Consider the following 20,219-nt stretch of genomic DNA (forward strand, 5'->3'; position numbering starts at 1 on the left):
GCTGCACAGCAGCCCCATTAACGCGAACTTACAAGCATCAGGCAAAGCCCACTGCCCCATGGACTGTCACATTATCATCACGCCACTGTCGTAATCTGCCGGCCATCTCTATGCCATAGGCCTTCCGGCATGCCCCGCCTGCTTGTCTTGCTGCTCACCCTGCTACCGCTGGCGACCCTGGCCGAGCCCGCTCACCTGCGCGTCCAAGGCTCCAACACCATCGGCGCGGCCTTGCTGCCGGCGCTGGTGCAAGGGCAATTGCGCGCGCAGCAAGCTACCGCCATCGAACAATACCCGGGCAAGCTGGCCAACGAGACTGTCATCACCGCTCGCGATACGCGTGGCCAGCCTTTGCGCATCGACATCGCCGCACACGGTTCCAGCACCGGCTTCGTCGCCCTGGGCCATGGCGAGGCCGACCTGGCCGCCGCGTCGCGACCTGTCAACGACAACGAAGCAAGCCAACTGCAGGCTTTGGGCGACCTGCGCGCCGCTGCCGCCGAACAAGTCATCGGCCTGGATGGCGTCGCGGTCATCGTTCACCCCGACAACCCGCTGCCACAGCTCACCACGGGGCAACTGGCACAGATCTTTGCCGGGCAGATCCAGCGCTGGGAGCAATTGGGTGTTGCCGGCGGGGCCATCCACCTGTACGCCCGTGACGACCGCTCCGGCACCTTTGAGACCTTCAAGGCCCTCGTGCTGGAACCCCAGCAAAGCGAACTTTCAGCCCAGGCCCAACGTTTCGAGTCCAGCGACGAGCTGGCCGCGCGAGTGAGCACCGACCGCCAGGCCATCGGTTTCAGCAGCCTGGCGGCGGTGCATGGGGCCAAGGTGCTGGCGGTGGCCGAAGGTGACGCGCCGGCCATGCTACCGGAGCGTGCACTGGTGGCCAGCGAGGACTACCCGCTATCGCGGCGCCTGTATTTCTATCTGCCGGCCAACCCCAAGCCCCAGGCCAAGGCCCTGGCCGATTTCGCTCAGAGCCCGGCGGGCCAGGCGATCGTCGCCCAGCAGGGTTTCGTTTCGCAGCAGATCAAGGCCCAATCTGTAGCACCCCAGGCCGACATGCCGCCGCGCTATCGCACCCTGGCCCAGCAGGCACAGCGGTTGAGCGTTAACTTCCGCTTTCAGGAAGGCAGCGCCAGCCTCGACAACAAGGCCCTGCGCGATGTCCAGCGCGTTGCCGACTACCTGCGCCAAGCGGGCAAGTTGCAGCGCAAGGCGGTGCTGGTGGGCTTTGGCGACCCCAAGGAAACACCCGGTCGCGCCGCCCTACTGTCCCGCCTAAGGGCCCAGGCGGTGCGCCGCGAGCTGGCGCGCGATGGCGTGGAGGTGCTGGAGGTGACCGGGATGGGAGATGAATTGCCAGTGGCAGGGAACGAACTGGAGCAAGGGCGACTGCGCAATCGCCGGGTGGAAGTGTGGGTGCATTGATCTGAAAGCAGCACACATCCCTGTAGGAGCAGCCTTGTGCTGCGAAGAGGCCAGTATGGCCAACACATTTGTGCAAGGTTGACCGGCCTCTTCGCAGCACAAGGCTGCTCCTACAAGAAGCGTGCTTAAGTGTGTGCCGTGCTTGGCAAAGAAATGTAACAGCTCCCCATTCGGCATCACCGGCAAACGGGTCTAGGCTCAAGCCCATGTGATACCGGGCCCCTCTGACGGCTGCCAGGCCGCCATGTCGGATCACTGTTGCCATGCAACGTCGACATTCAAGGAGGGGCTCATGACAGCTCTACACACATTCCTCACCACCCCGTTCCTCGGCACCAGCACCTGGTTGTGGCTGGTGTTCATGGCCATCGTCATCGGTTTGCTGGTACTCGATCTCGGCGTGCTGCACCGCCACGACCGGGAAATCGAAATGCGCGAGAGCCTGCTGCTGTATTCGGGCTATTTCAGCGTCGGCGTGCTGTTCGGCGTCGGTGTCTGGTACCAGTTGGGCGCGCAGTCGGCGCTGGAGTTCTACACCGGGTTCCTGGTCGAGCAGTCGCTGTCGATGGACAACGTGTTCGTCATGGCGATGATCTTCAGCTATTTCGCCATCCCCCGCCGCTACCAGCACCGCGTGCTGTTCTGGGGCATCCTCGGGGTGGTGTTCCTGCGGGCGATCATGATCGGCGTGGGCGCGGCGCTGGTGCAGAACTTCGCCTGGGTACTGTATATCTTCGGTGCCTTCCTGCTGTTTACCGGGGTGAAGATGGCGCTGTCGAAGGAAGATAGCCGCCCCGACCTGGCCAACAACCCGATCCTCAAGTTCGTGCGTCGGCACATGCGGGTCACCGAGCAGATCCACGGCTCGCACTTCTTCGTGCAGCAGACCCCGCCCGGGCAGCACAAGGCGCTACGCCATGCCACCCCGCTGTTCATGGCGCTGGTGCTGATCGAACTGGCCGACCTGGTGTTCGCCGTCGACAGCGTCCCGGCAATCTTCGCCATCACCCAGGACCCGTTCATCGTCTACACCTCCAACATCTTCGCCATCCTCGGCTTGCGCTCGTTGTATTTTGCGCTGGCGGCGCTGATGCACCGGTTCGTTTACCTCAAGTACGCGCTCGCGCTGGTGCTGATCTTCATTGGCTGCAAGATCTTCTACCACGGCATGGTGGGCAAGGTGCCGGCATTGCTGTCGCTGGGGGTGACGTTCGGGTTGTTGCTGGGTGGGGTGGTGGTTTCGTTGGTCAAGACGCGGGGGGAAAAGCCGGAAATCAAGAATGGTCAATCCAAGCAGCCTTCAAATGCCGATCGTACAGTCAGCGAGAAGGAGGAAGACCCGCAGATGCGGGTCTGACCATCCAGAGGAACCAGTGAGCCTTCAAGGGCGTCTTCGCGGGCAAGCCCGCGAAGAGCCCGGAACAAGCCGGTAAATCACCGCCCGCTACGCATCATCTCCGCCGGCACGTACTTGCCGATCTCATACTTGCCAATCGCCGCCCGGTGCACTTCATCTGGCCCGTCGGCCAGGCGCAAGGTGCGCTGCATGGCGTACATGTAAGCCAGCGGGAAATCGCCACTCACCCCTGCCCCCCCATGAATCTGGATCGCCCGGTCGATCACCTTCAATGCCACGTTCGGCGCCACTACCTTGATTTGCGCAATCTCGCTGCGGGCCACCTTGTTGCCGACCGTGTCCATCATGTAGGCCGCTTTCAACGTCAGCAGCCGGGCCATGTCGATCTCCATGCGCGAGTCGGCAATCTTGTCGACGTTGCCGCCCAGACGCGCCAGTGGCCGGCCGAAGGCGGTACGCTCCACCGAGCGCTTGCACATCAGTTCCAGCGCGCGCTCGGCCATGCCGATCGAGCGCATGCAGTGGTGGATACGGCCGGGGCCAAGGCGCCCCTGGGCAATTTCGAAGCCACGGCCTTCACCCAGGATCACGTTCTCATACGGTACCCGCACATTCTCGAAGAGCACCTCGGCGTGGCCATGGGGAGCATCGTCATAGCCGAACACCGGCAGCGGGCGGACGATCTTCACCCCAGGCGCATCGGTGGGCACCAGCACCATCGAGTGCTGCTGGTGGCGTGGCCCTTCAGGGTCGGACAGGCCCATGAAGATCATTACCTTGCAGCGCGGGTCGCAAGCGCCGGAGGTCCACCACTTGCGGCCGTTGATTACCCATTGGTCACCGTCACGCACGGCGGTGGCGGCCATGTTGGTGGCATCCGAGGAGGCCACGTCCGGTTCGGTCATGGCGAACGCCGAACGGATCTCGCCACGCAGCAGCGGCTCCAGCCACTGGCGCTTCTGCGCTTCACTGCCATAGCGCACCAGCACTTCCATGTTGCCGGTGTCCGGCGCCGAGCAGTTGAACGGCTCCGGGCCGAGCAACGAACGACCCATGATTTCCGCCAGCGGGGCGTATTCCAGGTTGCTCAGGCCGGCACCGTATTCCGATTCGGGCAGGAACAGGTTCCACAGCCCTTCAGCGCGGGCCTTGGCCTTGAGTTCTTCCATGATCGCGGTGGGCTGCCAGCGGTCACCCTCGGCGACCTGGCGCTCGAACACCGCCTCGGCGGGGTAGACATAGGCCTCCATGAACGCGCTGACGCGCTCACGCAGTGCCTGGACCTTGGGCGAATAGGCGAAATCCATCGGGGCTACCTTCACGGTTCGGAGTACATGGGCCAGAGCCTAGAGCAGCATGGCCTCATCCACCTAGCCTATTTTCCGCGTGTATAAACATTCATAACCGATATATGATCGGCCAATAATTCCAACAAAGAGCGGCGCCCATGAACCTCAGCAAGGTCGACCTCAACCTGTTCATCGTGTTCGATGCGATCTACACCGAAGCCAACCTGACCCGCGCCGGGCAGATCGTGGGCATCACCCAGCCGGCAGTGTCCAACGCCCTTTCGCGGCTGCGCGAAACCTTCAATGACCCGCTGTTCGTGCGCACCGCGCAAGGCATGGTGCCAACGCCCATGGCGCAGAACATCATCGGCCCGGTGCGCAATGCCTTGGCACTGTTGCGCACCTCGGTGCAGGAAAGCCGCATTTTCAACCCGCAACAGGCCAACAAGACTTTCCGCATCAGCATGACCGACCTGACCGAAGCGGTCATCCTGCCGCCGCTGTTCCAGCGCTTGCGCCGCCTGGCGCCGGCGGTGCTGATCGAAAGCTTTTTGTGCAAGCGCCGCGAGACCACCAAGGAACTTGCCGCCGGCCGCCTGGACTTCGCCATCGACGCACCGTTGAACACCGACCCGCAGGTACGCCACGTCAAACTGATGCAAGACCGCTATGTCTGCGCCCTGCGCCAGGGCCACCCGCTGGCCGACAGCAAGCTGACCCTCGACAACTACCTGGGCATGACCCACATCCATATTTCCAGCCGCCGCAACGGCCTGGGCTATGTCGACCTGGCCCTGGGCAAGATGGGCGTGCAGCGCAAGGTTGCCTTGCGCTCGCAGCATTACCTTATGGCCTCGCAGGTGTTGCAGCAGACCGACATGGCGATGACCGTCCCCGAGCGCTTCGCCCGCCGCCATCAGTTGCGTTACCAGCCACTGCCGGTCGAGGTGCCTGCGCTGGAAACGCACCTGTACTGGCATGAAAGCACCGATCAGGACCCGGCCAACCGCTGGATGCGCGAGCAGATCACCGAGTTGTGCGAACGTGTGGTGGCCGAGGAAGAGAGGGCCTCGGAACCAGCCTGAACAGAATGGCGGGATGCGGAGAAAAAAATTCCAAGAAAAACTTGATAGGTAGAAATTTTTCTTGATCATTTCCAGAATAGAGCCGCTGGAAGTGAAAAATATCTCCGAAGTAGCGGGTACGCTTGCTCCAACGATTGCCGATTTCACGGCGACAGACACGGACCCGCCCTCATGCCCAGCGCCCCGCTCTATTTCGATTACGCCGCCACCACTCCGGTCGACGACCGGGTCATCGAAACCATGCTCGCCTGCCTTGGCAGCCAGGGCAACTTCGGCAACCCGGCGTCCAGTGGCCATGCCTTCGGCCAGGCAGCCCGCCACGCCGTGGAGCAGGCCCGTCAGCAAGTGGCCGAACGCGTCGGCGCGCAGGCCGATGCACTGGTCTGGACCTCAGGTGCGACCGAGTCCAACAACCTGGCGCTCAAGGGCATTGCCCAGGGCCTCGGCCAGCCCGGGCACCTGATCACCAGCCAACTGGAACACAAGGCCGTGCTCGATACGGTGGCCGAACTGGAGCGCCAGGGTTGGGCCGTTACCCGCCTGGCACCGGATGCCGCCGGCCTGATTCAGCCTGCGGCGGTGCAGGCAGCGTTGCGCGCCGACACCCGCCTGGTATCGCTGATGGCGGTGAACAATGAACTGGGCACGATCACCGACTTTGCCGCGATTGGCGAACAGGTACGTGCCCACGGTGCCCTGCTGCACGTGGATGCGGCGCAGGCGGTGGGCAAACTGGCCATCGACCTGAACGCCATGGCCGTGGACCTGATGTCGTTCTCGGCGCACAAGGTGTATGGGCCCAAGGGCATCGGTGCGCTCTACGTGGGGCCACGCGCCCGCACGCTGATGCGTGCGCAGATGCACGGTGGCGGCCATGAGCAAGGCCTGCGTTCCGGCACCCTGGCGACCCACCAGATTGCCGGCATGGGCAGTGCCTTTGCCCTGGCCGGCCAGCCCGGCGACAGCGAACACCTGCGCCTCGAACAACTGGCCAGGCGCCTGCGTGAAGGCCTGCTGGCCCTGCCCGGCGTCACCCTCAACGGCTGCGCCAAACAACGCATTCCCCATACGCTGAACCTGTGTATCGACAGCAAGGGCTTCAACAGCGCGGCGCTGGCCAGCGAGCTGGCGTTGTCGACCACCTCGGCCTGCAATTCGGCGAGCAATGCAGCCTCGCATGTGCTGCTCGCGTTGGGGCTGGATGAACGCCAGGCACGTAACAGCGTGCGCCTGAGCATCGGGCGTTTCAGCAACGAGGCCGAAGTGGACAAGGCCCTCGAAGTGTTTGCCCGGGTGCTGACAGCGGCGTCAGCGGCACTTTGGTGAAACTTCCCTAAAACAGCCGGCTGTCCGGGGTGAAGTCCTCGACCTCGAGCCTGGCGCTGTTTGCCTGCGGATGGCGCGGGTTGAACAGGTAATTGGTGGTGCTGGGCATGATCGCGCTCGGCACCGGCAGCAGCAACGCCGAACACTCATCCAGAAAACGGTTGCCCAGGCCCCGGGTCAGTTCGGTCTGGCTCGACCAGCCAGGCTGCAAGGCGGGCAACTGCGCTTGCGAAACGGTGTCGGGCAACTCGATACGCAGCAGCCGCATGGTGGTGGGGAAATCCTCAGGGTCGATCTCCAGGTGCACCAGCACCTCCAGCATTGCCCCGGCCGGGCTGGTGGCGGCATATACCACTGGCCGGCCCGCCTGGTGCCAGCGGCCGCTGACACGCAAGCCGCCCGTTCCGCTCAAGTCTGCATAGGCGCTGATACGCCACAGAATCACAGGCCGAAGCCCTCGGCGATCTGCAGCAACATCTCCTCGACCTGGGTGGTGCCCTGCTGGGTGGTGAGCATCTGCATCGGCGTCAGCCCCGAGAAGCGCTCCTTGGGCTTGGACAGCCAGCGTTTTGCCTTGCCCGCTTCACCGAACACGGCTTCGGCCATGGCGGTGATATGGGCCGAGCGGAACAGCCGGTCACTTTCTTCCACGGTCAGCGGCTGGTCACGTTCGATGCGGGTTTTCAGCGTGCGCAGGGGAATGATCTGGTCACGCTCCACAGGGGTGAACACGCCGAGTTCGGTCAGTTTCACCAGCCAGGTGGCAGCGAAGCCATGGGTGATACGGGTGTGGATTTCGAAGTCACTGGCGAGTTCGGGGATTTCCAGCAGTGCATGCAGGCGCGCCCGGTACTCGTGGTAACCATTGTCGCGAAGCACTTCGGCAAGCATGGCGCTCTCCTTTCCGGCGTTTGCCGACAAGTATGCGGCATATGCCGGATTTTGCAAGCCGACCGGAAAGACGGGGCCGCAGAGCGGCCCCGGCAACCTCACAGGAAGGTGAACACCTGCGAAGCCGGCAACCGCGACTTGTTCAGCCCGGCATTGAAGTCCGCCTCGCTGCGATAGCCCAGGCTGAGAATGACCACACTGGTGAACCCACGCTCACGCAAGCCCAGCTCGGCATCGAGAATCTTGCTGTCGAAGCCTTCGATCGGGGTGGCATCCAGCCCATGTGCCGCAGCCCCCAGCAAGGCAGTACCCAACGCCAGGTAGGTCTGCTTTTCCATCCAGTGCTGCAGGTCCTTCTGATCGAAGCGGTGCAGGTCGACGTAATGCCGGCGGCTCTGGTTCTGCCCGGCACGCGCCTGCTCATCGCGGAAGCGGCCATCGGCGCCTTCCTGGTGGAGCACGGCATCCAGGTGCGCTTCGGTCATCTCGGTTCGGGTGCAGAACACGATCACATGCGAGGCATCGAGGATCTTCGGCGAATTGTAGGCATAGCGCTCTGTGGTGCTCTTGGCCAGGCGAGCCTTGCCTTCGGCGCTATCGGCAACGATGAAATGCCACGGCTGCGAGTTGACCGAAGACGGGCTGTGGCGCAGTTGTTCGAGCAAGGCATCGACAGTCACCTGGGGAATGCGGCGCGAGGCATCGTAGGCTTTGGTGGTGTAGCGGCGCTTGGCCAGCGAGACGGTATCCATGCAACAACTCCGGGAATGAACAGAGGATTTGCCGGGCATCTTATCTTTCCTGCAGAAAAGAAAAACCGGCACAATGCAGCAACACTTTCATCCCTGGAGTGAAAATGCTGCGCATCGCCGACCTCGAACTGTTCGTCCGCAGCAGCGTGCTGGGCAGCTTTACCGCCGCCGCCCATGAGGCCGAACTGCTGCCGGGGCAGGTGGCCGCCGCGATCAAGCGCCTGGAGCGCGACCTGGATGTGCGCCTGTTCGCCCGCACTACCCGCAGCCTGCGCCTGACCGCCGAAGGCGAGTTGTACCTGCCGACTGCCCTGAATGTGCTGGAGAGCCTGCGCCAGGGGCGTGAAGACCTGCATGGCAACGCCAACACCCTGCGCGGTACCCTGCAGGTTTCGGCACCGTCAGACCTGGGCCGCAACATGTTGCTGCCGTGGCTGAGCGCCTTCCGCCGCGAGCACCCGGCCCTGCACCTTCGCTTCTTCCTGTCTGACCAGATTGCCGACCTCAACCGCGACCCGGTAGATGTGGCGATCCGCTACGGCCTCAACCAGGACGCCAACTACATTGCCCTGCCGCTGGCAGACTGGAACCGCCGGGTGCTGGTGGCGGCGCCCGACTACCTGGCCCGTCACGGCCGCCCCCTCACGCCCGACGCCCTGCAGCAGCATGCCTGCCTGCTGTACATGCAGCACAACCGGGTCTACGACAAGTGGCGGGTGGGCAACCGCACCGTGCAGGTGCGTGGGCCGCTGGTCAGCGACGATGCCGACGTGATCCGCCGCCTGGCCTTGCAGGGCGAAGGCATCGTCTACAAGTCGTGGCTGGACGTAAGCGCCAACATCGCGGCCGGCGAACTGGAAATCATCCTGCCCGAGCACTTTGGTGAACCCGCCCCGGTCACCCTGGTGTGCCCGCACCGAAAGCAGCTCACGCCCGCAGTGGCGCAACTGCATCTGTGGCTGCGCGAACGCTTCGAGGCCTTGCGCAACCGGGCGCTGGCCAACGGCTGCACAATCGTTCCAGACTGAGCCTGGCCGTTGCGCTAAGGTAGCGATTTCTGCCACGGCACGCCCCCATGAGCAACTGGATCGACCTCAAGCAAGACGCCGACACCGGCATCGAGTCGGTCCGCGCGCATTTCGTCGGGCATGCCTACGACCCGCACTGGCACGACAGCTTCCTGGTTGGCGTTACCGAGCAGGGCGTGCAGCAATTCGATTGCCGGCGAGTGCGCCATCGCAGCACGCCGGGGAACGTATTCCTGCTGGAGCCCGGTGAAATCCATAACGGCCATGCGCCCACCGAGGACGGCTTCACCTATTCGACCCTGTACCTGGAACCCACCTGGGTGGACAGCCAACTGCGGGCACTTTTCGAACACGCGCCGGGCGACAGCCTGCCCAGCTTCGCCGATACCTTGTGCCACGATGAGCGCCTGGCGCGTGCCACTGCCCTCGCCTTCCAGGCCGTGCATACCCAGGACTTGCGCATTGTCCGGCAGACGGCCATGGACGACCTGCTGGCCTGCCTGACCCGCCACCTGCACTGGCGCCGGCGCCTGAACCCGGACCCGCGCCTGCCGCTGACCGCGCAGCGCGCGCGGGATTACCTGCACGCCAACCTGGAGCGCGACATCGGCCTGGAAGACCTGGCCCAAGCCTGTGGCATCGACCGCTTCCGCCTCACCCGCGCATTCAAGGCCGCATTCGGCCTGGCGCCGCATGCCTATCTGATCCAGCTGCGCCTGGCCCGGGCGCGGCGCCTGCTCGCCCAGGGCCAGACTCCCACCGAAGTGGCCATGGCCCTGGGCTTTGCCGACCAGAGCCACCTGGGGCGCTGGTTCCGCCGTGCCTACCAGCTGACCCCGGCCGACTACCGCAGGCGCTGCTCAAACCTTCCAGACTGAAAGGCGGCGGGCAGCGAGCATGGTGCTTCGTTTATCCGGAGCCCTTGATCATGTCGCAGTCGTTGTTGCCCTTCATCCTGTTTGCGTTGGTATCCAGCATCAGCCCCGGGCCGACCAACCTGTTGATTCTTGCCCATGGGGCACGCTTTGGCCTGTGCGCGAGCCTGGCGCAGGTCGTTGCGGCCTGCGGTGCCGCAGCGGCGATCGTGCTGATGGTGGGCCTGGGGCTGGGTGAACTGCTGCTGCGCCACCCGCTGGCCCAGCAGTTGATGAGCTGGACCGGGGTTTTGTGGTTGAGCTGGCTGGCGTGGAAGATGCTGCGCAGTGCCGCCGCCCCGCTGCAGGCGACCACGGCGCAAGGCTTCAGCGCACTCAGCGCAGCCTCGTTGCAGGTGGTCAACCCCAAGGTGTGGTTGATGGCCGTGGCGGTGGTCGGGGTGTTTGCCTCGCCGTCGTTGCCGGTATGGCAGCTGGCGCTGGTGTTCTGGCTGATTGCCCTGCCATGCATGGCGGCGTGGGCGCTGCTGGGGGTGGGCAGCGCGCGATGGTTGCAGGCACCGCGGCGGTTGCGGGTGTTCAACCAGGTGTTGGCGGGGCTGCTGTTGATTTCTGCATGGGCTGCCGTAATGGCTTGAGCCTGTAGGAGCGGCCTTGTGTCGCGATAGGGCTGCGCAGCAGCCCCCGGCGATATTCGCTGTGACGCTGAAATCCGGGGCCGCTGCGCGCCCCATCGCGACACAAGGCCGCTCCTACAAAGAACGCGCCAGCGCCAGGTCAGTGCGTCAGCGCCTCGCGGAACTGCCGGGTGCTGGCCACAGCCAGCAGCAACCCGGCCACTGCCACGCTACCGCCCACCAGGCCGATATCCGCCACATCCAGCTGGCTGCTGACGATACTGCCCAGCAACGCGCCACCGCCAATACCGATGTTGTAGATACCCGAGAACAGCGCCATGGCCACATCGGTGGCATCGGACGCCAGTTTCAGGGTCTTGGATTGCAGCGACAGGCTGAAGCTGAGGATCGCCACACCCCAGAACATGCTCAACGCGGCGAAAACATAGAAGTTGCCCGACAGCGGCAACAGCAGCAACAGGCACGCCGCCAGCAGGCCGATCGAACCTACCAGGAAGCCATGCGGGAAGCGGTCGCTGTAACGGCTGAACAGCACCGAGCCGAACACCCCGGCGCCGCCGAACAGCACCAGCAATAGCGTGGTGCGCTCTCCGCCTATCTGCGCCACGTGCAGGGCAAACGGTTCGATGTAGCTGTAGGCAGTGAACTGCGCGGTAATCACCAGCGTCACCAGCACATAGGTGATCACCAGCGCCGGGCGCTTGAACAGTATCGGCAGGCTGCGCAGCGAGCCCGAGTTCTGGCTGGGCAGCAGCGGCAACGACTTCATCAGGCACAGCATGGTCGCCAGCGCCACCCCGGCAATGCTCAGGAAGGTGATGCGCCAGCCCAGCGCTTCACCCACTACGCGGCCCAGCGGGATACCCAGGACCATGGCCAGGGTGGTGCCAGTGGCCAAAAGGCCCAGCGCCTTGGCCTGCTGCCCGGGCGGCGCCACGCGCACCGCCAGGGAAGCCGTGATGGCCCAGAACACCGCATGCGCCAGGGCTATACTGATACGGCTGACCAGCAACATGGCAAAGCTCTGTGACATCCACGACAGCAAGTGGCTGACGATGAACACCAGGAACACGAACAGCAACAGCCGCCGCCGCTCGATGTTGCGCGTCAGCAGCATCATCGGCAGCGAGGCCAGCGCCACTACCCAGGCGTAGATGGTCAGCATCAGGCCGACTTGCGCGGTGCTCATGTCGAAGCTGCGGCCAATGTCGCTGAGCAGCGCCACCGGGACGAACTCGGTGGTGTTGAAGATGAAGGCCGCCAGGGCCAGGGCAATGACGCTCAGCCAGCTGCCGCTACCCGCCGTGGGTGGCATGTTGGTGGGTATGGGTCCATTCATGGGTACAAACCGCTTCTCCGCAGGCAAGGCAACAGGACGCACGTCAGCCACCCACTTGCCGGGGTGTCGACGCACGCTTTGTTATTGGAAGGAATGCCCGGCATGGTACGCGTCAAGCCGGGGGCTCACAACCGCGAGGCGGGCAGAAGGAGTAACATGCGCGCTTTGTGCGAACGCGTATGCAACAAGGAGCCCGATCCGCTCATGGACCAGCAGCACTCCCAGCAGCAACAGTGGCAGCAGGCGGTCACCGCCTATGCCCAGGCCGTCAACGACTATGTCGCGCAGGGCCGCGCGCAAGGCTGGGATGACCTCGAAGAGCCCCTGCCGCAGGCCACCGAGCATTTGCTCGATACCTGGCTGCAGGCCCTGCAAGCAGCCAACCGGCCCGGCGTCGAAGCCTTTGAGCAGCAAGCCTTCCGCGAAGCCTGGCCGCCCGCCCACCACCCCTTGCTGCCGCTGATCAAGGAGCACGGGCAAGGTATCGGCAACGTCCTGCTGCTGGAGGATGGCAGCCTGCTGGCACGTATCGGCATGCCGCATGACAAAGGCCAGGTGGTGCGCATTGACCCTCTCGGGGTGACCCCGGTGATCGGCGTCGATCACTTCGGCCGCTGCCCGGCCCGCCGCTATTTCGCCCTGGCCAATGCCGAGGGCATACGCGTGACAGACGGCTGGGGCGGCCCGCAGGTGCTGCGCCTGGCCTGGCCCACGGGGTTGGAGGGGTTGCCGCCGGGTTACCCGTTCGAGCCCTTCGACCTGCCGCCCACGCCGACCACGCTGATCCCCTTCCCGGATGGCCAGCGGGTGCTGCTGGTGAGCGCCGAGGGTATCTTCCTGCTGACCCGCCAAGGCGCGACCCGCCTGCTGCCGCACCAGGCGCGGGTGCTCGACGAACTGGACGAAGGCACCGACCCGGACGACATCAGCCTGGGGCTGAGCATGGAGCACGGTGCGGTATCGGCGGATGGTCGGTTGATCGTGGTTGGCGAGCAAGGCAGCCGCCACCTGGTGCTGGATGACCAGCTCCGGCCCGTGGCGGCCATCGGCCCGGCCAGCGAGTATCCGCACTTTGCGCTGTTCAATCGTGCAGGTGACCAGTTGATAGTCAATGCCTGCCATTTCTATAGCGGTGCCACGCTGGCCGTCAGGGTGGCCGACTTGCCGGGGCTGGATACCGACTACTACAGCCAGGACCCGCGTACCCCGCTGGTACAGGATGGCGCACGGGTGTATGCCGGCGTGGCGCGCGAGGGCGAATATATCGTGGGGGATGCCTATGGTTACCTGCGGGCATTTGGCGAAGATGGCACGGAGCATTGGCAGCATTACCTGGGGTCGACCATCAGTGCGCTGGATATCAGTGCCGACGGGCGTACTCTGGTAGCGGCGAGCCATGCCGGGTTCGTTTCGGTGATTGCCCTGGACAACGGGCGCCCGGCCTGGCAGATCGGTACCGGGGCGCATGGCGAGGTACGGCGGTGGTTGTTCTGGAAAGGCTGGGACAGGGCATTGGCCTGGTAACACATCCAGCATCTTCATTGCCTGTACCGGCCTGTTCGCGGGCTCGCCCGCGAACAGGCCGGTACAGGCAACCAATCAGCTCTGCAAAGTCGCCATATCGATCACGAACCGGTACTTCACATCCCCGGCAATCATCCGCTCATACGCCTGGTTGATGTTGCGGATATCCAGCAACTCGATATCACAACGAATCGCGTGCTCGGCGCAGAAATCCAGCACTTCCTGTGTCTCGGCAATACCACCGATCAACGACCCCGCCAGCACCCGGCGCTTCATCACCAGATTGGCCGCATGAACCGCCGGGTCGATTGGCTCGATCAGGCCGACCAGGATGTGCACGCCATCGAATTTCAGGGTTTCCAGGTACGGGTTGAGGTCGTGCTGCACCGGGATGGTGTCGAGCAGGAAGTCGAAACGGCCTGCTGCTGCGCGCATCTGCTCGGCATCAGTGGACACGATCACATGGTCGGCACCCTGGCGGCGGGCTTCGTCGGCCTTGGCCTGGGAACGGGTGAACAGGGTCACTTCGGCGCCCAGCGCCTTGGCCAGCTTGATGGCCATGTGGCCCAGGCCGCCCATGCCGAGGATGCCGATCTTGTGACCAGGGCCGACGCCGTGGTGCTTGAGTGGCGAATAGGTTGTGATGCCGGCGCAGAGGATTGGCGCGGCGCTGGGCAGGTCCATGCCGGCCGGGATGCGCACCACGAAGTGCTCGCTGACCACGATGCTGCTGGAGTAACCGCCCATGGTGTTGCTACCGTCGACTCGGTCCGGGGTGGCATAGGTCATGGTCGGGCCTTCCAGGCAATATTGCTCCAGGTCCTTGGCACAAGCTTCGCAGTGTCGGCACGAGTCGACCATGCAGCCAACGCCGACCAGGTCGCCGACCTTGTGCGTGGTCACTTTGTCGCCCACGGCGGTGACGCGGCCGATGATCTCGTGGCCAGGCATCAGCGGGTACACGGCAATGCCCCATTCGTTGCGCGCCTGGTGGATGTCGGAGTGGCATACGCCGCAGTAAAGGATGTCGATGGCGACGTCGTCAGGGCGCGGGCTGCGACGCTCGAAGGTCATGGGAGCCAGAGGGCTGGTGGGGGTCTGGGCGGCGTAACCGATGGCGGTATACATGCAGGGCCTCGCTATGAAGTGAAACGATTCAGGCTGCGCATTCTGCGCGCCATGCGTCGCTTCGCCCACGACTGATTCTCCGGTATCGATGCCTGATTCTCCGAAGATGCCATGCAGCATCTGGCGCCGAGCGTTCATTCTGCGATGATCAAACTGTCTGATTCTCTGCCCAGGTCCATCATGCAACTGACCCGCCACGTCGACGCCAATGCGCCGCTTTGCACACTGATCCGCAGCCTTGCCACGCGCCCGGGCTTCGTGCCCACGCACCTGCCCCAGGTGCAGGTGCTGAGCTGGGACCACTATGTGGCCAGCAGCCCACAGATCTACGAACCCAGCCTGATGATCCTGGCCCAGGGCAGCAAGCTGGCGCGCCTGGGGCCGCGTACCCTGGAATATGGCGCCGGGCATTATCTGGTGCAGGCATTGTCGGTGCCGTTCATGTGCGAAACCTTTGCCACCCCCGAAGCACCGTTGCTGGGCGTGGCGGTGGACATCGACCGCGGCGTGCTGGGTGAACTGGTGCAAAGCATGGCCCTGGCGCCGGATGCCGCGGTGCAGGCGCAAACCCCGCATTCAATGACCTCGGCTGCACTCGATGCGCCGATGCGCGAATGCGTGGAACGGCTGCTGCGCTGCCTGCAGGACCCGGTGGACGCCAAGGTGCTGGGCCCGGCGCGGGTACGCGAGGTGCTGTACACCGCCTTGCGCGGCCCACAAGCGGGCGTGTTGCGGGCGCTGGTGGAGCAACAAGGGCACTTCGCCCGCATCGGCGCCGCCCTTACCCACCTGCGCGAACACTACACCGAGCCGCTGAGCGTTGAAGCGCTGGCCGCACGCGCCAACATGAGCGTTTCGACCTTCCACGAGCACTTCAAGCGCTGCACCGACATGGCGCCGATGCAGTACCTCAAGCGCCTGCGGCTGCTGAAGGCGCAGCAGATGCTGATCGGCGAAGGCCTGGGGGTGGCGCAGACCGCGCACCGGGTGGGGTACCAGAGCACCTCGCAGTTCAGCCGCGAGTACAAGCGCCAGTTCGCCCGCAGCCCGGGGGATGAATTGCCGTACCAGAGCCTGCCGGTGTAATCGCCTGCCCTGGCCCCATCGCCGGCAAGCCGGCTCCCACAGGGACTACACATGGCTTGAAACCGATGCGGTTGATGTGGGAGCCGGCTTGCCGGCGATGGGCTGCAGAGCAGCCCCGGCACTCTCAAGGCTTCATTGCCGCTCGACCATCGCCACTATTGCTGCCCGCAATTCGGCCTTGGCCTGCCCCACCTCCAGTTCCCCCGCAGCAGCCGCCTGCGACAAGGCATCCGCCGCCCCCACCAGCAAGCGCATGCCCGCCACCCCGATGTTGCCACTGGGCGAAAACCTGGCCAACGCCTCACGGCATTTGTCCAGAAACGGCTGTTCATAGGCCCGCTTCAGCGCTTCCATTTCCGGCGAGCCGGCCAATGCCGCCGACACTCCGGGTATCTCCAGCCCCTGGCTCATCACACAGTCCACATACGCCTCGGCAATCACCCCGGCGCGGCTGGCCAGGCTAGCGTCACAACGCGCCAGCGCCTGCTCCAGCATCCGCGACTGCCGTGCATCGTATTGCTGGTACAGCGCCACCAACAACCCGGTCCGGGTCTCGAAATGGTCATAGACCACCGGCTTGGTCACCCCCGCCTGCTCGGCCAAACGCCCCAGGCTCAAGGCATCGGTGCCCTCCTCCCGTACCAGCTGCCAGGCCACATCGAGCAACTGCAGACGGCGCTCTTCGCGGCTCAGTCGCTTGCGCGAGCGGCCTTGATCATCGCTTGACATCGTTTACCTACCAAAAGTAACTTACTAAACGTAACTTACCTTGAGTATATAGCGCTCTGGGTAACCCTGCATCCCAATCTTGGAGAGCCCACCATGCATGCCCTGATCGTCGTCGGTCATCACGACCCGCAATCCCTCACCCATGCCCTGGCCCGACAGATCGCCGCCGGCCTGGCCAACGCCGGCCACGGCAGCGAAATCGCCGACCTGGCCAGTGAAGGTTGCGACACGCGTTTCGGCCTGGCCGACCATGCGGTGCACCGCAGGCTGGCAGCCCCGCCAGCGGATGTACTCAGGGAGCAGGCGCGTATTGAACGCGCCGATGCGCTGGTGCTGGTCTACCCCATCTATTGGTGGTCGCTGCCGGCCTTGCTCAAAGGCTGGGTCGAGCGGGTGTTCAGCAATGGCTGGGCCTTCGATTATGAAGGGGGCATCACCGTCAAGAAGTTGCGCGGCATGAAGGTGCACCTGGTCGGTGTCGCCGGTGCCGACAGCGGCACTTTCGAACGTCACGGCTATGGCGAGGCGATGCGCGTGCAGATCGAGCACGGCATCTTCGACTACTGCGGCGCCGAGGTGCTCAGCTCCACCCTGCTGGACGACAGCGAAGGCGCAGCCCCGGCACTGCACCTGCACACTGCACGCACGCTGGGCGAGCAGATGTTCGCAGACTGCGAGGCCATGGCCTGAATCAGCCTGAAAGCGGCCATTGCGCCAATGGCCAGTAAGCGCCCTTGCGCGACTCGTACAGTGTGAAATGGCGGGCGGCGAGGTAGAAATCCGGCGCGCTGCTGGCCTCTGGCGGCTGGCCGCGGTAATCCCTGGCCAGCGTCAGGTGCGGGCGATACTCGCGGTCGGCCGCTTCCACCCCCAACGGCAGCAGCGCCTGCTGCAAGCTGTACACCAGTTGCAACAGGGCCGGTGGGGTCTGCTGCGCCTCCAGCACCAGTGCACTGGCCCGCTGCCACACCTGCAGGCGGTCCAGCAACAACCGTGGTGCCGTGGCCGGTAGCGCCAGCTGGTCGACCACCGCGCAAATAGCAGGCACATGGGCGGTATCCACATCGCCGAGAAACAGCAGTGTCACATGGAAGTTGGCGGCCGGCACCGGCTTGCCGCTGCGCAGGTTCAGGCCACGTCGCCACTGGGCCAGGGCGCGGCGCTGGGCATCGCTGACCGGCAAGGCGAAGAACAGGCGCTTGAATGGTTTTTCGATACGTCCGCTGACCGGTGTCATCGTGCCGCTCCTCAAGATGGCAAAGCACGTACTGATGCGTTGGGAAACCCGCAGGTCTGTCAGTTTCGCGGGCAGGCACCCAAACCATACGCTGAGGCCTCAATTCAATCACATAGATACGGCCATGAAACAGCAACAGCAAACACGGAATACCCAGCCTGCCATGCAAGCGAAACTGAAGTGGGGCAACCAGCGTGAGCGCGAGTTCACGACTGATGTCATAGATACAGATGTCAGTAATGGCAACCGCTCATTTTTCGCCATTCAGTACACGGAGGGATCAGATACCGCTTATAGCTATATATTCCTGAATATCCCGGAACGTTACCTGGTGGCGGGCGCATCCCTCAAGATCGGTGCAGGCGAGAAAGCCGAGATCAACGCCTATTTCGGTTCGACTTCGATTGGTCGCTCAGGTTGGGCGACCGGGGGCTCAATCGATATTACCGAGATGGATGAGGCTTCCAAGGCATTTGCCGCAACGTTCCACTACACCATTGAACACACCATGGGCATGGTCGAGATCGTGGATGGCTCGTTGTCCTTGTCACTGGCCGACGATGCAAGGACCAACGGCACCGGCCAGGTCACCGCCAACCTCGACCCCGCCATTTTCCCCTCGCTGGGTAACCTTGACGCTCAAACCATCGAATCCAAGATACTTCAGGACGGCCGCATCCAACTCATCGCCAGACAGCAAGTGGACAACGCAATCCAAGGCATCATGATGCTGTTCAGTGAACAACATGCACGCCTGTTCTTCTCGATTGGCGGTATGCACTATCTCTTGAGCGGGGGCCGCCTGCAGCATGAGTGGAACGTGGATAAAAAGACCCTGACCGCCGACTTTACTGATTATGTAGTCAGTTACCAAGGCAGGGACCATCGCATCACGGATGGCCGCATCGAGGTCACTCTGGCCTGATGCATCGCCATGCAGACCTTGGTACAGCGGTGACGCTTGTACCAAGGTCTGCCATCGCTGCGTAACATTCTCCTACAAAGCATCGGCTCGATTGTTTATGCTGGCGGGCTTAGCCATCACGCATGGCCATTACTTGACGTATCCGCCCATGAAAATCGCCTTAGTCCTCATCTTCATCCTCTCGATCGCCTATGTTCACCTGCGCGGTCGCGTCCGCCACAAGCTGACCCGTCAGCTGGGCGACCACTCCAGCTTCCTGGCGCCGATCAACAGCTTCCTGTACCTGTTTTCCCGGCACCCTGCAAAGCCGTACCTGCCGGTGGAGGCCTTCCCCGAACTGCAGACGCTGCAGGACCATTGGCAGGAAATCCGCCAGGAAGCCCAGCAACTGCTGCATGTGGGTGAAATCAAGAAGTCCGACAATTACGATGATGTCGGTTTCAACTCATTCTTCAAGACCGGCTGGAAGCGCTTCTACCTGAAGTGGTACGGCGAAAGCCACCCGTCGGCGATGACCCTGTGCCCACGCACCACCGAGTTGCTCAAAGGCATCGGCACGGTCAAGGCCGCCATGTTCGCCACCCTGCCACCGGGCGCCAAGCTGGTGCGCCACCGCGACCCGTATGCCGGCTCGTACCGCTACCACCTGGGCCTGGACACGCCGAACGACGATGGCTGCTACATCGATGTGGACGGTGAGAAATATTCCTGGCGCGATGGCGAGGGCGTGGTCTTCGACGAGACCTACATCCACTACGCGGCCAATACCACCGAGCACAACCGCATCATCCTGTTCTGCGACGTGGAACGCCCGCTCAAGTACCGCTGGGCAACCGCGTTCAACCGCTGGTTCAGCCGCAACGTCATGGCCGCTGCCGCCGCCCCCAACGATGCCGGCGACAAGACCGGTGGCATCAACCGGCTGTTCACCCGCATCTACAAGATCCGCGAACGTGGCAAGGCGCTGAAGAAGCGCAACCGCACGCGCTACTATCTGGAGAAGTGGGCGTTCGTCGCGGCGTTGGTGCTGGTGTTCATCTATATCTGATCGATATGGTTGCGCGCAGTCCAAAGGCCTGCGCGCAACCAACCAAAGTACAAGCCTCACACTTTCCACTCTTCGACTAGCCTGAAAGCTCCACTCGCAACCTCCCCAAGGTGAAGACGATGAGCATGATGGACTGGGACGCCTACCGTAAGCAGTTGATGGCCGGCATCGGCGATCTCAAGCAGCTATCCCCTGACACCGTGGCTGGCTACATGACCGCCAGCGGCGCAGGGGCCAAGACCAACCACCTGGACGCCAAGACCCGCGAGCTGATCTCCCTTGCCGTGGCCGTGACCACCCGCTGCGATGGCTGCATCGCCGTGCATTCACAGCAGGCCGTCAAACACGGCGCCAGCCGCGAGGAAATCGCCGAGGCCCTGGGCGTGGCCGTGGCGATGAATGCCGGCGCCGCGCTGGTCTACTCGGCACGTGCCATGGATGCAGTGGGCAAGGCCAACAGCTGAGCGCAAATGGCGTCGCCGCCCTTGCGCGACGGCGCCGCGCCACCCAGACTGGGCGGCCCAG

At 63.7% G+C, this 20,219-nt stretch carries 21 protein-coding genes; 13 read left to right on the forward strand and 8 right to left on the reverse strand.

The window, feature by feature from the left end; genetic code table 11:
• Positions 1–129: 129 nt before the first annotated feature.
• Both GYA95_RS12850 and GYA95_RS12855 read left to right on the forward strand, forming a co-directional pair.
• On the forward strand, positions 130–1,437 hold the full coding sequence (locus GYA95_RS12850) for a substrate-binding domain-containing protein (RefSeq protein WP_015270846.1): 1,308 nt from the start codon (positions 130–132) through the stop codon (positions 1,435–1,437).
• Positions 1,438–1,729: 292 nt separating this feature from the next.
• A complete protein-coding gene (locus GYA95_RS12855) occupies positions 1,730–2,794 on the forward strand; it encodes a TerC family protein (RefSeq protein WP_015270847.1) in 1,065 nt (354 codons plus the stop codon).
• A 77-nt stretch (positions 2,795–2,871) separates the two neighbouring features.
• On the opposite strand, the gene GYA95_RS12860 is transcribed toward GYA95_RS12855, so the two are convergent.
• Positions 2,872–4,101, reverse strand: a complete 1,230-nt coding sequence (locus GYA95_RS12860; RefSeq protein ID WP_015270848.1) for an acyl-CoA dehydrogenase — start codon at positions 4,099–4,101, stop codon at positions 2,872–2,874.
• Between the two features lie 140 nt (positions 4,102–4,241).
• Here GYA95_RS12860 and GYA95_RS12865 point away from each other — a divergent pair, with 140 nt between their 5' ends.
• Positions 4,242–5,168, forward strand: a complete 927-nt coding sequence (locus GYA95_RS12865) for a LysR family transcriptional regulator (RefSeq protein WP_015270849.1) — start codon at positions 4,242–4,244, stop codon at positions 5,166–5,168.
• 171 nt (positions 5,169–5,339) lie between these two features.
• Positions 5,340–6,494, forward strand: coding sequence for a cysteine desulfurase family protein (locus tag GYA95_RS12870; RefSeq protein ID WP_015270850.1), 1,155 nt, complete (start codon positions 5,340–5,342; stop codon positions 6,492–6,494).
• Between the two features lie 7 nt (positions 6,495–6,501).
• Here GYA95_RS12870 and GYA95_RS12875 read toward each other — a convergent pair whose 3' ends face one another.
• The 3 genes from GYA95_RS12875 to GYA95_RS12885 form a co-directional block, all read right to left on the reverse strand.
• Positions 6,502–6,939 carry an RES family NAD+ phosphorylase gene (locus tag GYA95_RS12875; RefSeq protein ID WP_015270851.1) on the reverse strand — a complete coding sequence of 146 codons (438 nt, stop codon included), beginning with the start codon at positions 6,937–6,939 and terminating at the stop codon, positions 6,502–6,504.
• Positions 6,936–7,385, reverse strand: a complete 450-nt coding sequence (locus tag GYA95_RS12880) for an antitoxin Xre/MbcA/ParS toxin-binding domain-containing protein (protein WP_013973163.1) — start codon at positions 7,383–7,385, stop codon at positions 6,936–6,938. Before GYA95_RS12880 ends, GYA95_RS12875 begins: the two co-directional genes overlap by 4 nt.
• A 98-nt stretch (positions 7,386–7,483) precedes the next feature.
• Positions 7,484–8,137, reverse strand: coding sequence for an oxygen-insensitive NAD(P)H-dependent nitroreductase NfsB (locus tag GYA95_RS12885; protein ID WP_015270852.1), 654 nt, complete (start codon positions 8,135–8,137; stop codon positions 7,484–7,486).
• 104 nt (positions 8,138–8,241) lie between these two features.
• Between GYA95_RS12885 and GYA95_RS12890 the strand changes: the two genes are divergently transcribed.
• The 3 genes from GYA95_RS12890 to GYA95_RS12900 are packed head-to-tail and all read left to right on the forward strand — an operon-like array spanning position 8,242 to position 10,678.
• Positions 8,242–9,165: a LysR family transcriptional regulator gene (locus GYA95_RS12890; protein ID WP_015270853.1), complete on the forward strand. Its 924-nt coding sequence runs from the start codon at positions 8,242–8,244 to the stop codon at positions 9,163–9,165.
• Positions 9,166–9,212: 47 nt separating this feature from the next.
• Positions 9,213–10,043: an AraC family transcriptional regulator gene (locus tag GYA95_RS12895; protein ID WP_015270854.1), complete on the forward strand. Its 831-nt coding sequence runs from the start codon at positions 9,213–9,215 to the stop codon at positions 10,041–10,043.
• Positions 10,044–10,093: 50 nt separating this feature from the next.
• A complete protein-coding gene (locus GYA95_RS12900) occupies positions 10,094–10,678 on the forward strand; it encodes a LysE family translocator (protein WP_015270855.1) in 585 nt (194 codons plus the stop codon).
• 139 nt (positions 10,679–10,817) lie between these two features.
• Here the strand turns inward: GYA95_RS12900 and GYA95_RS12905 are convergent, their stop codons facing one another.
• Entirely contained in the window at positions 10,818–12,017 is a 1,200-nt protein-coding gene (locus GYA95_RS12905) for a sugar transporter (RefSeq protein WP_043935712.1), read from the reverse strand.
• A 204-nt stretch (positions 12,018–12,221) separates the two neighbouring features.
• On the opposite strand from GYA95_RS12905, the gene GYA95_RS12910 reads away from it, so the two are divergent.
• A complete protein-coding gene (locus GYA95_RS12910; protein WP_043936198.1) occupies positions 12,222–13,541 on the forward strand; it encodes a PQQ-binding-like beta-propeller repeat protein in 1,320 nt (439 codons plus the stop codon).
• 75 nt (positions 13,542–13,616) lie between these two features.
• Here the strand turns inward: GYA95_RS12910 and calA are convergent, their stop codons facing one another.
• Positions 13,617–14,669 (reverse strand): vanillin reductase, encoded by a 1,053-nt coding sequence (gene calA, locus GYA95_RS12915; protein ID WP_015270858.1) that lies wholly within the window; start codon positions 14,667–14,669, stop codon positions 13,617–13,619.
• A gap of 180 nt (positions 14,670–14,849) precedes the next feature.
• Between calA and GYA95_RS12920 the strand changes: the two genes are divergently transcribed.
• Positions 14,850–15,755: an AraC family transcriptional regulator gene (locus GYA95_RS12920; RefSeq protein ID WP_015270859.1), complete on the forward strand. Its 906-nt coding sequence runs from the start codon at positions 14,850–14,852 to the stop codon at positions 15,753–15,755.
• 132 nt (positions 15,756–15,887) lie between these two features.
• Here the strand turns inward: GYA95_RS12920 and GYA95_RS12925 are convergent, their stop codons facing one another.
• Complete coding sequence (locus GYA95_RS12925; RefSeq protein WP_015270860.1) at positions 15,888–16,484, reverse strand: TetR/AcrR family transcriptional regulator; 597 nt, start codon at positions 16,482–16,484, stop codon at positions 15,888–15,890.
• 93 nt (positions 16,485–16,577) lie between these two features.
• On the opposite strand from GYA95_RS12925, the gene GYA95_RS12930 reads away from it, so the two are divergent.
• The gene (locus GYA95_RS12930) at positions 16,578–17,174 is read left to right on the forward strand and encodes an NAD(P)H-dependent oxidoreductase (RefSeq protein ID WP_015270861.1); all 597 of its coding nucleotides are present in this window, start codon (positions 16,578–16,580) and stop codon (positions 17,172–17,174) included.
• Position 17,175: 1 nt separating this feature from the next.
• Here the strand turns inward: GYA95_RS12930 and thpR are convergent, their stop codons facing one another.
• Positions 17,176–17,721, reverse strand: a complete 546-nt coding sequence (gene thpR, locus GYA95_RS12935) for an RNA 2',3'-cyclic phosphodiesterase (RefSeq protein WP_015270862.1) — start codon at positions 17,719–17,721, stop codon at positions 17,176–17,178.
• Positions 17,722–17,845: 124 nt separating this feature from the next.
• Between thpR and GYA95_RS12940 the strand changes: the two genes are divergently transcribed.
• The 3 genes from GYA95_RS12940 (at position 17,846) to GYA95_RS12950 (ending at position 20,158) form a co-directional block, all read left to right on the forward strand.
• Positions 17,846–18,646 carry a hypothetical protein gene (locus GYA95_RS12940; protein ID WP_015270863.1) on the forward strand — a complete coding sequence of 267 codons (801 nt, stop codon included), beginning with the start codon at positions 17,846–17,848 and terminating at the stop codon, positions 18,644–18,646.
• 148 nt (positions 18,647–18,794) lie between these two features.
• Positions 18,795–19,694 (forward strand): lipid A hydroxylase LpxO, encoded by a 900-nt coding sequence (lpxO, locus tag GYA95_RS12945; RefSeq protein ID WP_015270864.1) that lies wholly within the window; start codon positions 18,795–18,797, stop codon positions 19,692–19,694.
• 119 nt (positions 19,695–19,813) lie between these two features.
• The gene (locus tag GYA95_RS12950; RefSeq protein ID WP_039614473.1) at positions 19,814–20,158 is read left to right on the forward strand and encodes a carboxymuconolactone decarboxylase family protein; all 345 of its coding nucleotides are present in this window, start codon (positions 19,814–19,816) and stop codon (positions 20,156–20,158) included.
• The last annotated feature ends 61 nt before the right edge of the window (positions 20,159–20,219 follow it).

The sequence above is a fragment of the Pseudomonas asiatica genome, from assembly GCF_009932335.1.
GTDB lineage: Bacteria > Pseudomonadota > Gammaproteobacteria > Pseudomonadales > Pseudomonadaceae > Aquipseudomonas > Aquipseudomonas asiatica.

What these genes read in the sequence shown, in the direction of transcription:
- GYA95_RS12885 (WP_015270852.1), bottom strand. Translation starts at nt 8,137, where the DNA reads ATGGATACCGTCTCGCTGGCCAAGCGCCGCTACACCACCAAAGCCTAC.
- GYA95_RS12930 (WP_015270861.1), top strand. Translation starts at nt 16,578, where the DNA reads ATGCATGCCCTGATCGTCGTCGGTCATCACGACCCGCAATCCCTCACC.
- GYA95_RS12880 (WP_013973163.1), bottom strand. Translation starts at nt 7,385, where the DNA reads ATGCTTGCCGAAGTGCTTCGCGACAATGGTTACCACGAGTACCGGGCG.
- calA (WP_015270858.1), bottom strand. Translation starts at nt 14,669, where the DNA reads ATGTATACCGCCATCGGTTACGCCGCCCAGACCCCCACCAGCCCTCTG.
- GYA95_RS12890 (WP_015270853.1), top strand. Translation starts at nt 8,242, where the DNA reads ATGCTGCGCATCGCCGACCTCGAACTGTTCGTCCGCAGCAGCGTGCTG.
- GYA95_RS12920 (WP_015270859.1), top strand. Translation starts at nt 14,850, where the DNA reads ATGCAACTGACCCGCCACGTCGACGCCAATGCGCCGCTTTGCACACTG.
- GYA95_RS12925 (WP_015270860.1), bottom strand. Translation starts at nt 16,484, where the DNA reads ATGTCAAGCGATGATCAAGGCCGCTCGCGCAAGCGACTGAGCCGCGAA.
- GYA95_RS12865 (WP_015270849.1), top strand. Translation starts at nt 4,242, where the DNA reads ATGAACCTCAGCAAGGTCGACCTCAACCTGTTCATCGTGTTCGATGCG.
- thpR (WP_015270862.1), bottom strand. Translation starts at nt 17,721, where the DNA reads ATGACACCGGTCAGCGGACGTATCGAAAAACCATTCAAGCGCCTGTTC.
- GYA95_RS12860 (WP_015270848.1), bottom strand. Translation starts at nt 4,101, where the DNA reads ATGGATTTCGCCTATTCGCCCAAGGTCCAGGCACTGCGTGAGCGCGTC.
- GYA95_RS12910 (WP_043936198.1), top strand. Translation starts at nt 12,222, where the DNA reads ATGGACCAGCAGCACTCCCAGCAGCAACAGTGGCAGCAGGCGGTCACC.
- GYA95_RS12900 (WP_015270855.1), top strand. Translation starts at nt 10,094, where the DNA reads ATGTCGCAGTCGTTGTTGCCCTTCATCCTGTTTGCGTTGGTATCCAGC.
- lpxO (WP_015270864.1), top strand. Translation starts at nt 18,795, where the DNA reads ATGAAAATCGCCTTAGTCCTCATCTTCATCCTCTCGATCGCCTATGTT.
- GYA95_RS12870 (WP_015270850.1), top strand. Translation starts at nt 5,340, where the DNA reads ATGCCCAGCGCCCCGCTCTATTTCGATTACGCCGCCACCACTCCGGTC.
- GYA95_RS12950 (WP_039614473.1), top strand. Translation starts at nt 19,814, where the DNA reads ATGAGCATGATGGACTGGGACGCCTACCGTAAGCAGTTGATGGCCGGC.
- GYA95_RS12855 (WP_015270847.1), top strand. Translation starts at nt 1,730, where the DNA reads ATGACAGCTCTACACACATTCCTCACCACCCCGTTCCTCGGCACCAGC.
- GYA95_RS12905 (WP_043935712.1), bottom strand. Translation starts at nt 12,017, where the DNA reads ATGAATGGACCCATACCCACCAACATGCCACCCACGGCGGGTAGCGGC.
- GYA95_RS12940 (WP_015270863.1), top strand. Translation starts at nt 17,846, where the DNA reads ATGAAACAGCAACAGCAAACACGGAATACCCAGCCTGCCATGCAAGCG.
- GYA95_RS12850 (WP_015270846.1), top strand. Translation starts at nt 130, where the DNA reads ATGCCCCGCCTGCTTGTCTTGCTGCTCACCCTGCTACCGCTGGCGACC.
- GYA95_RS12895 (WP_015270854.1), top strand. Translation starts at nt 9,213, where the DNA reads ATGAGCAACTGGATCGACCTCAAGCAAGACGCCGACACCGGCATCGAG.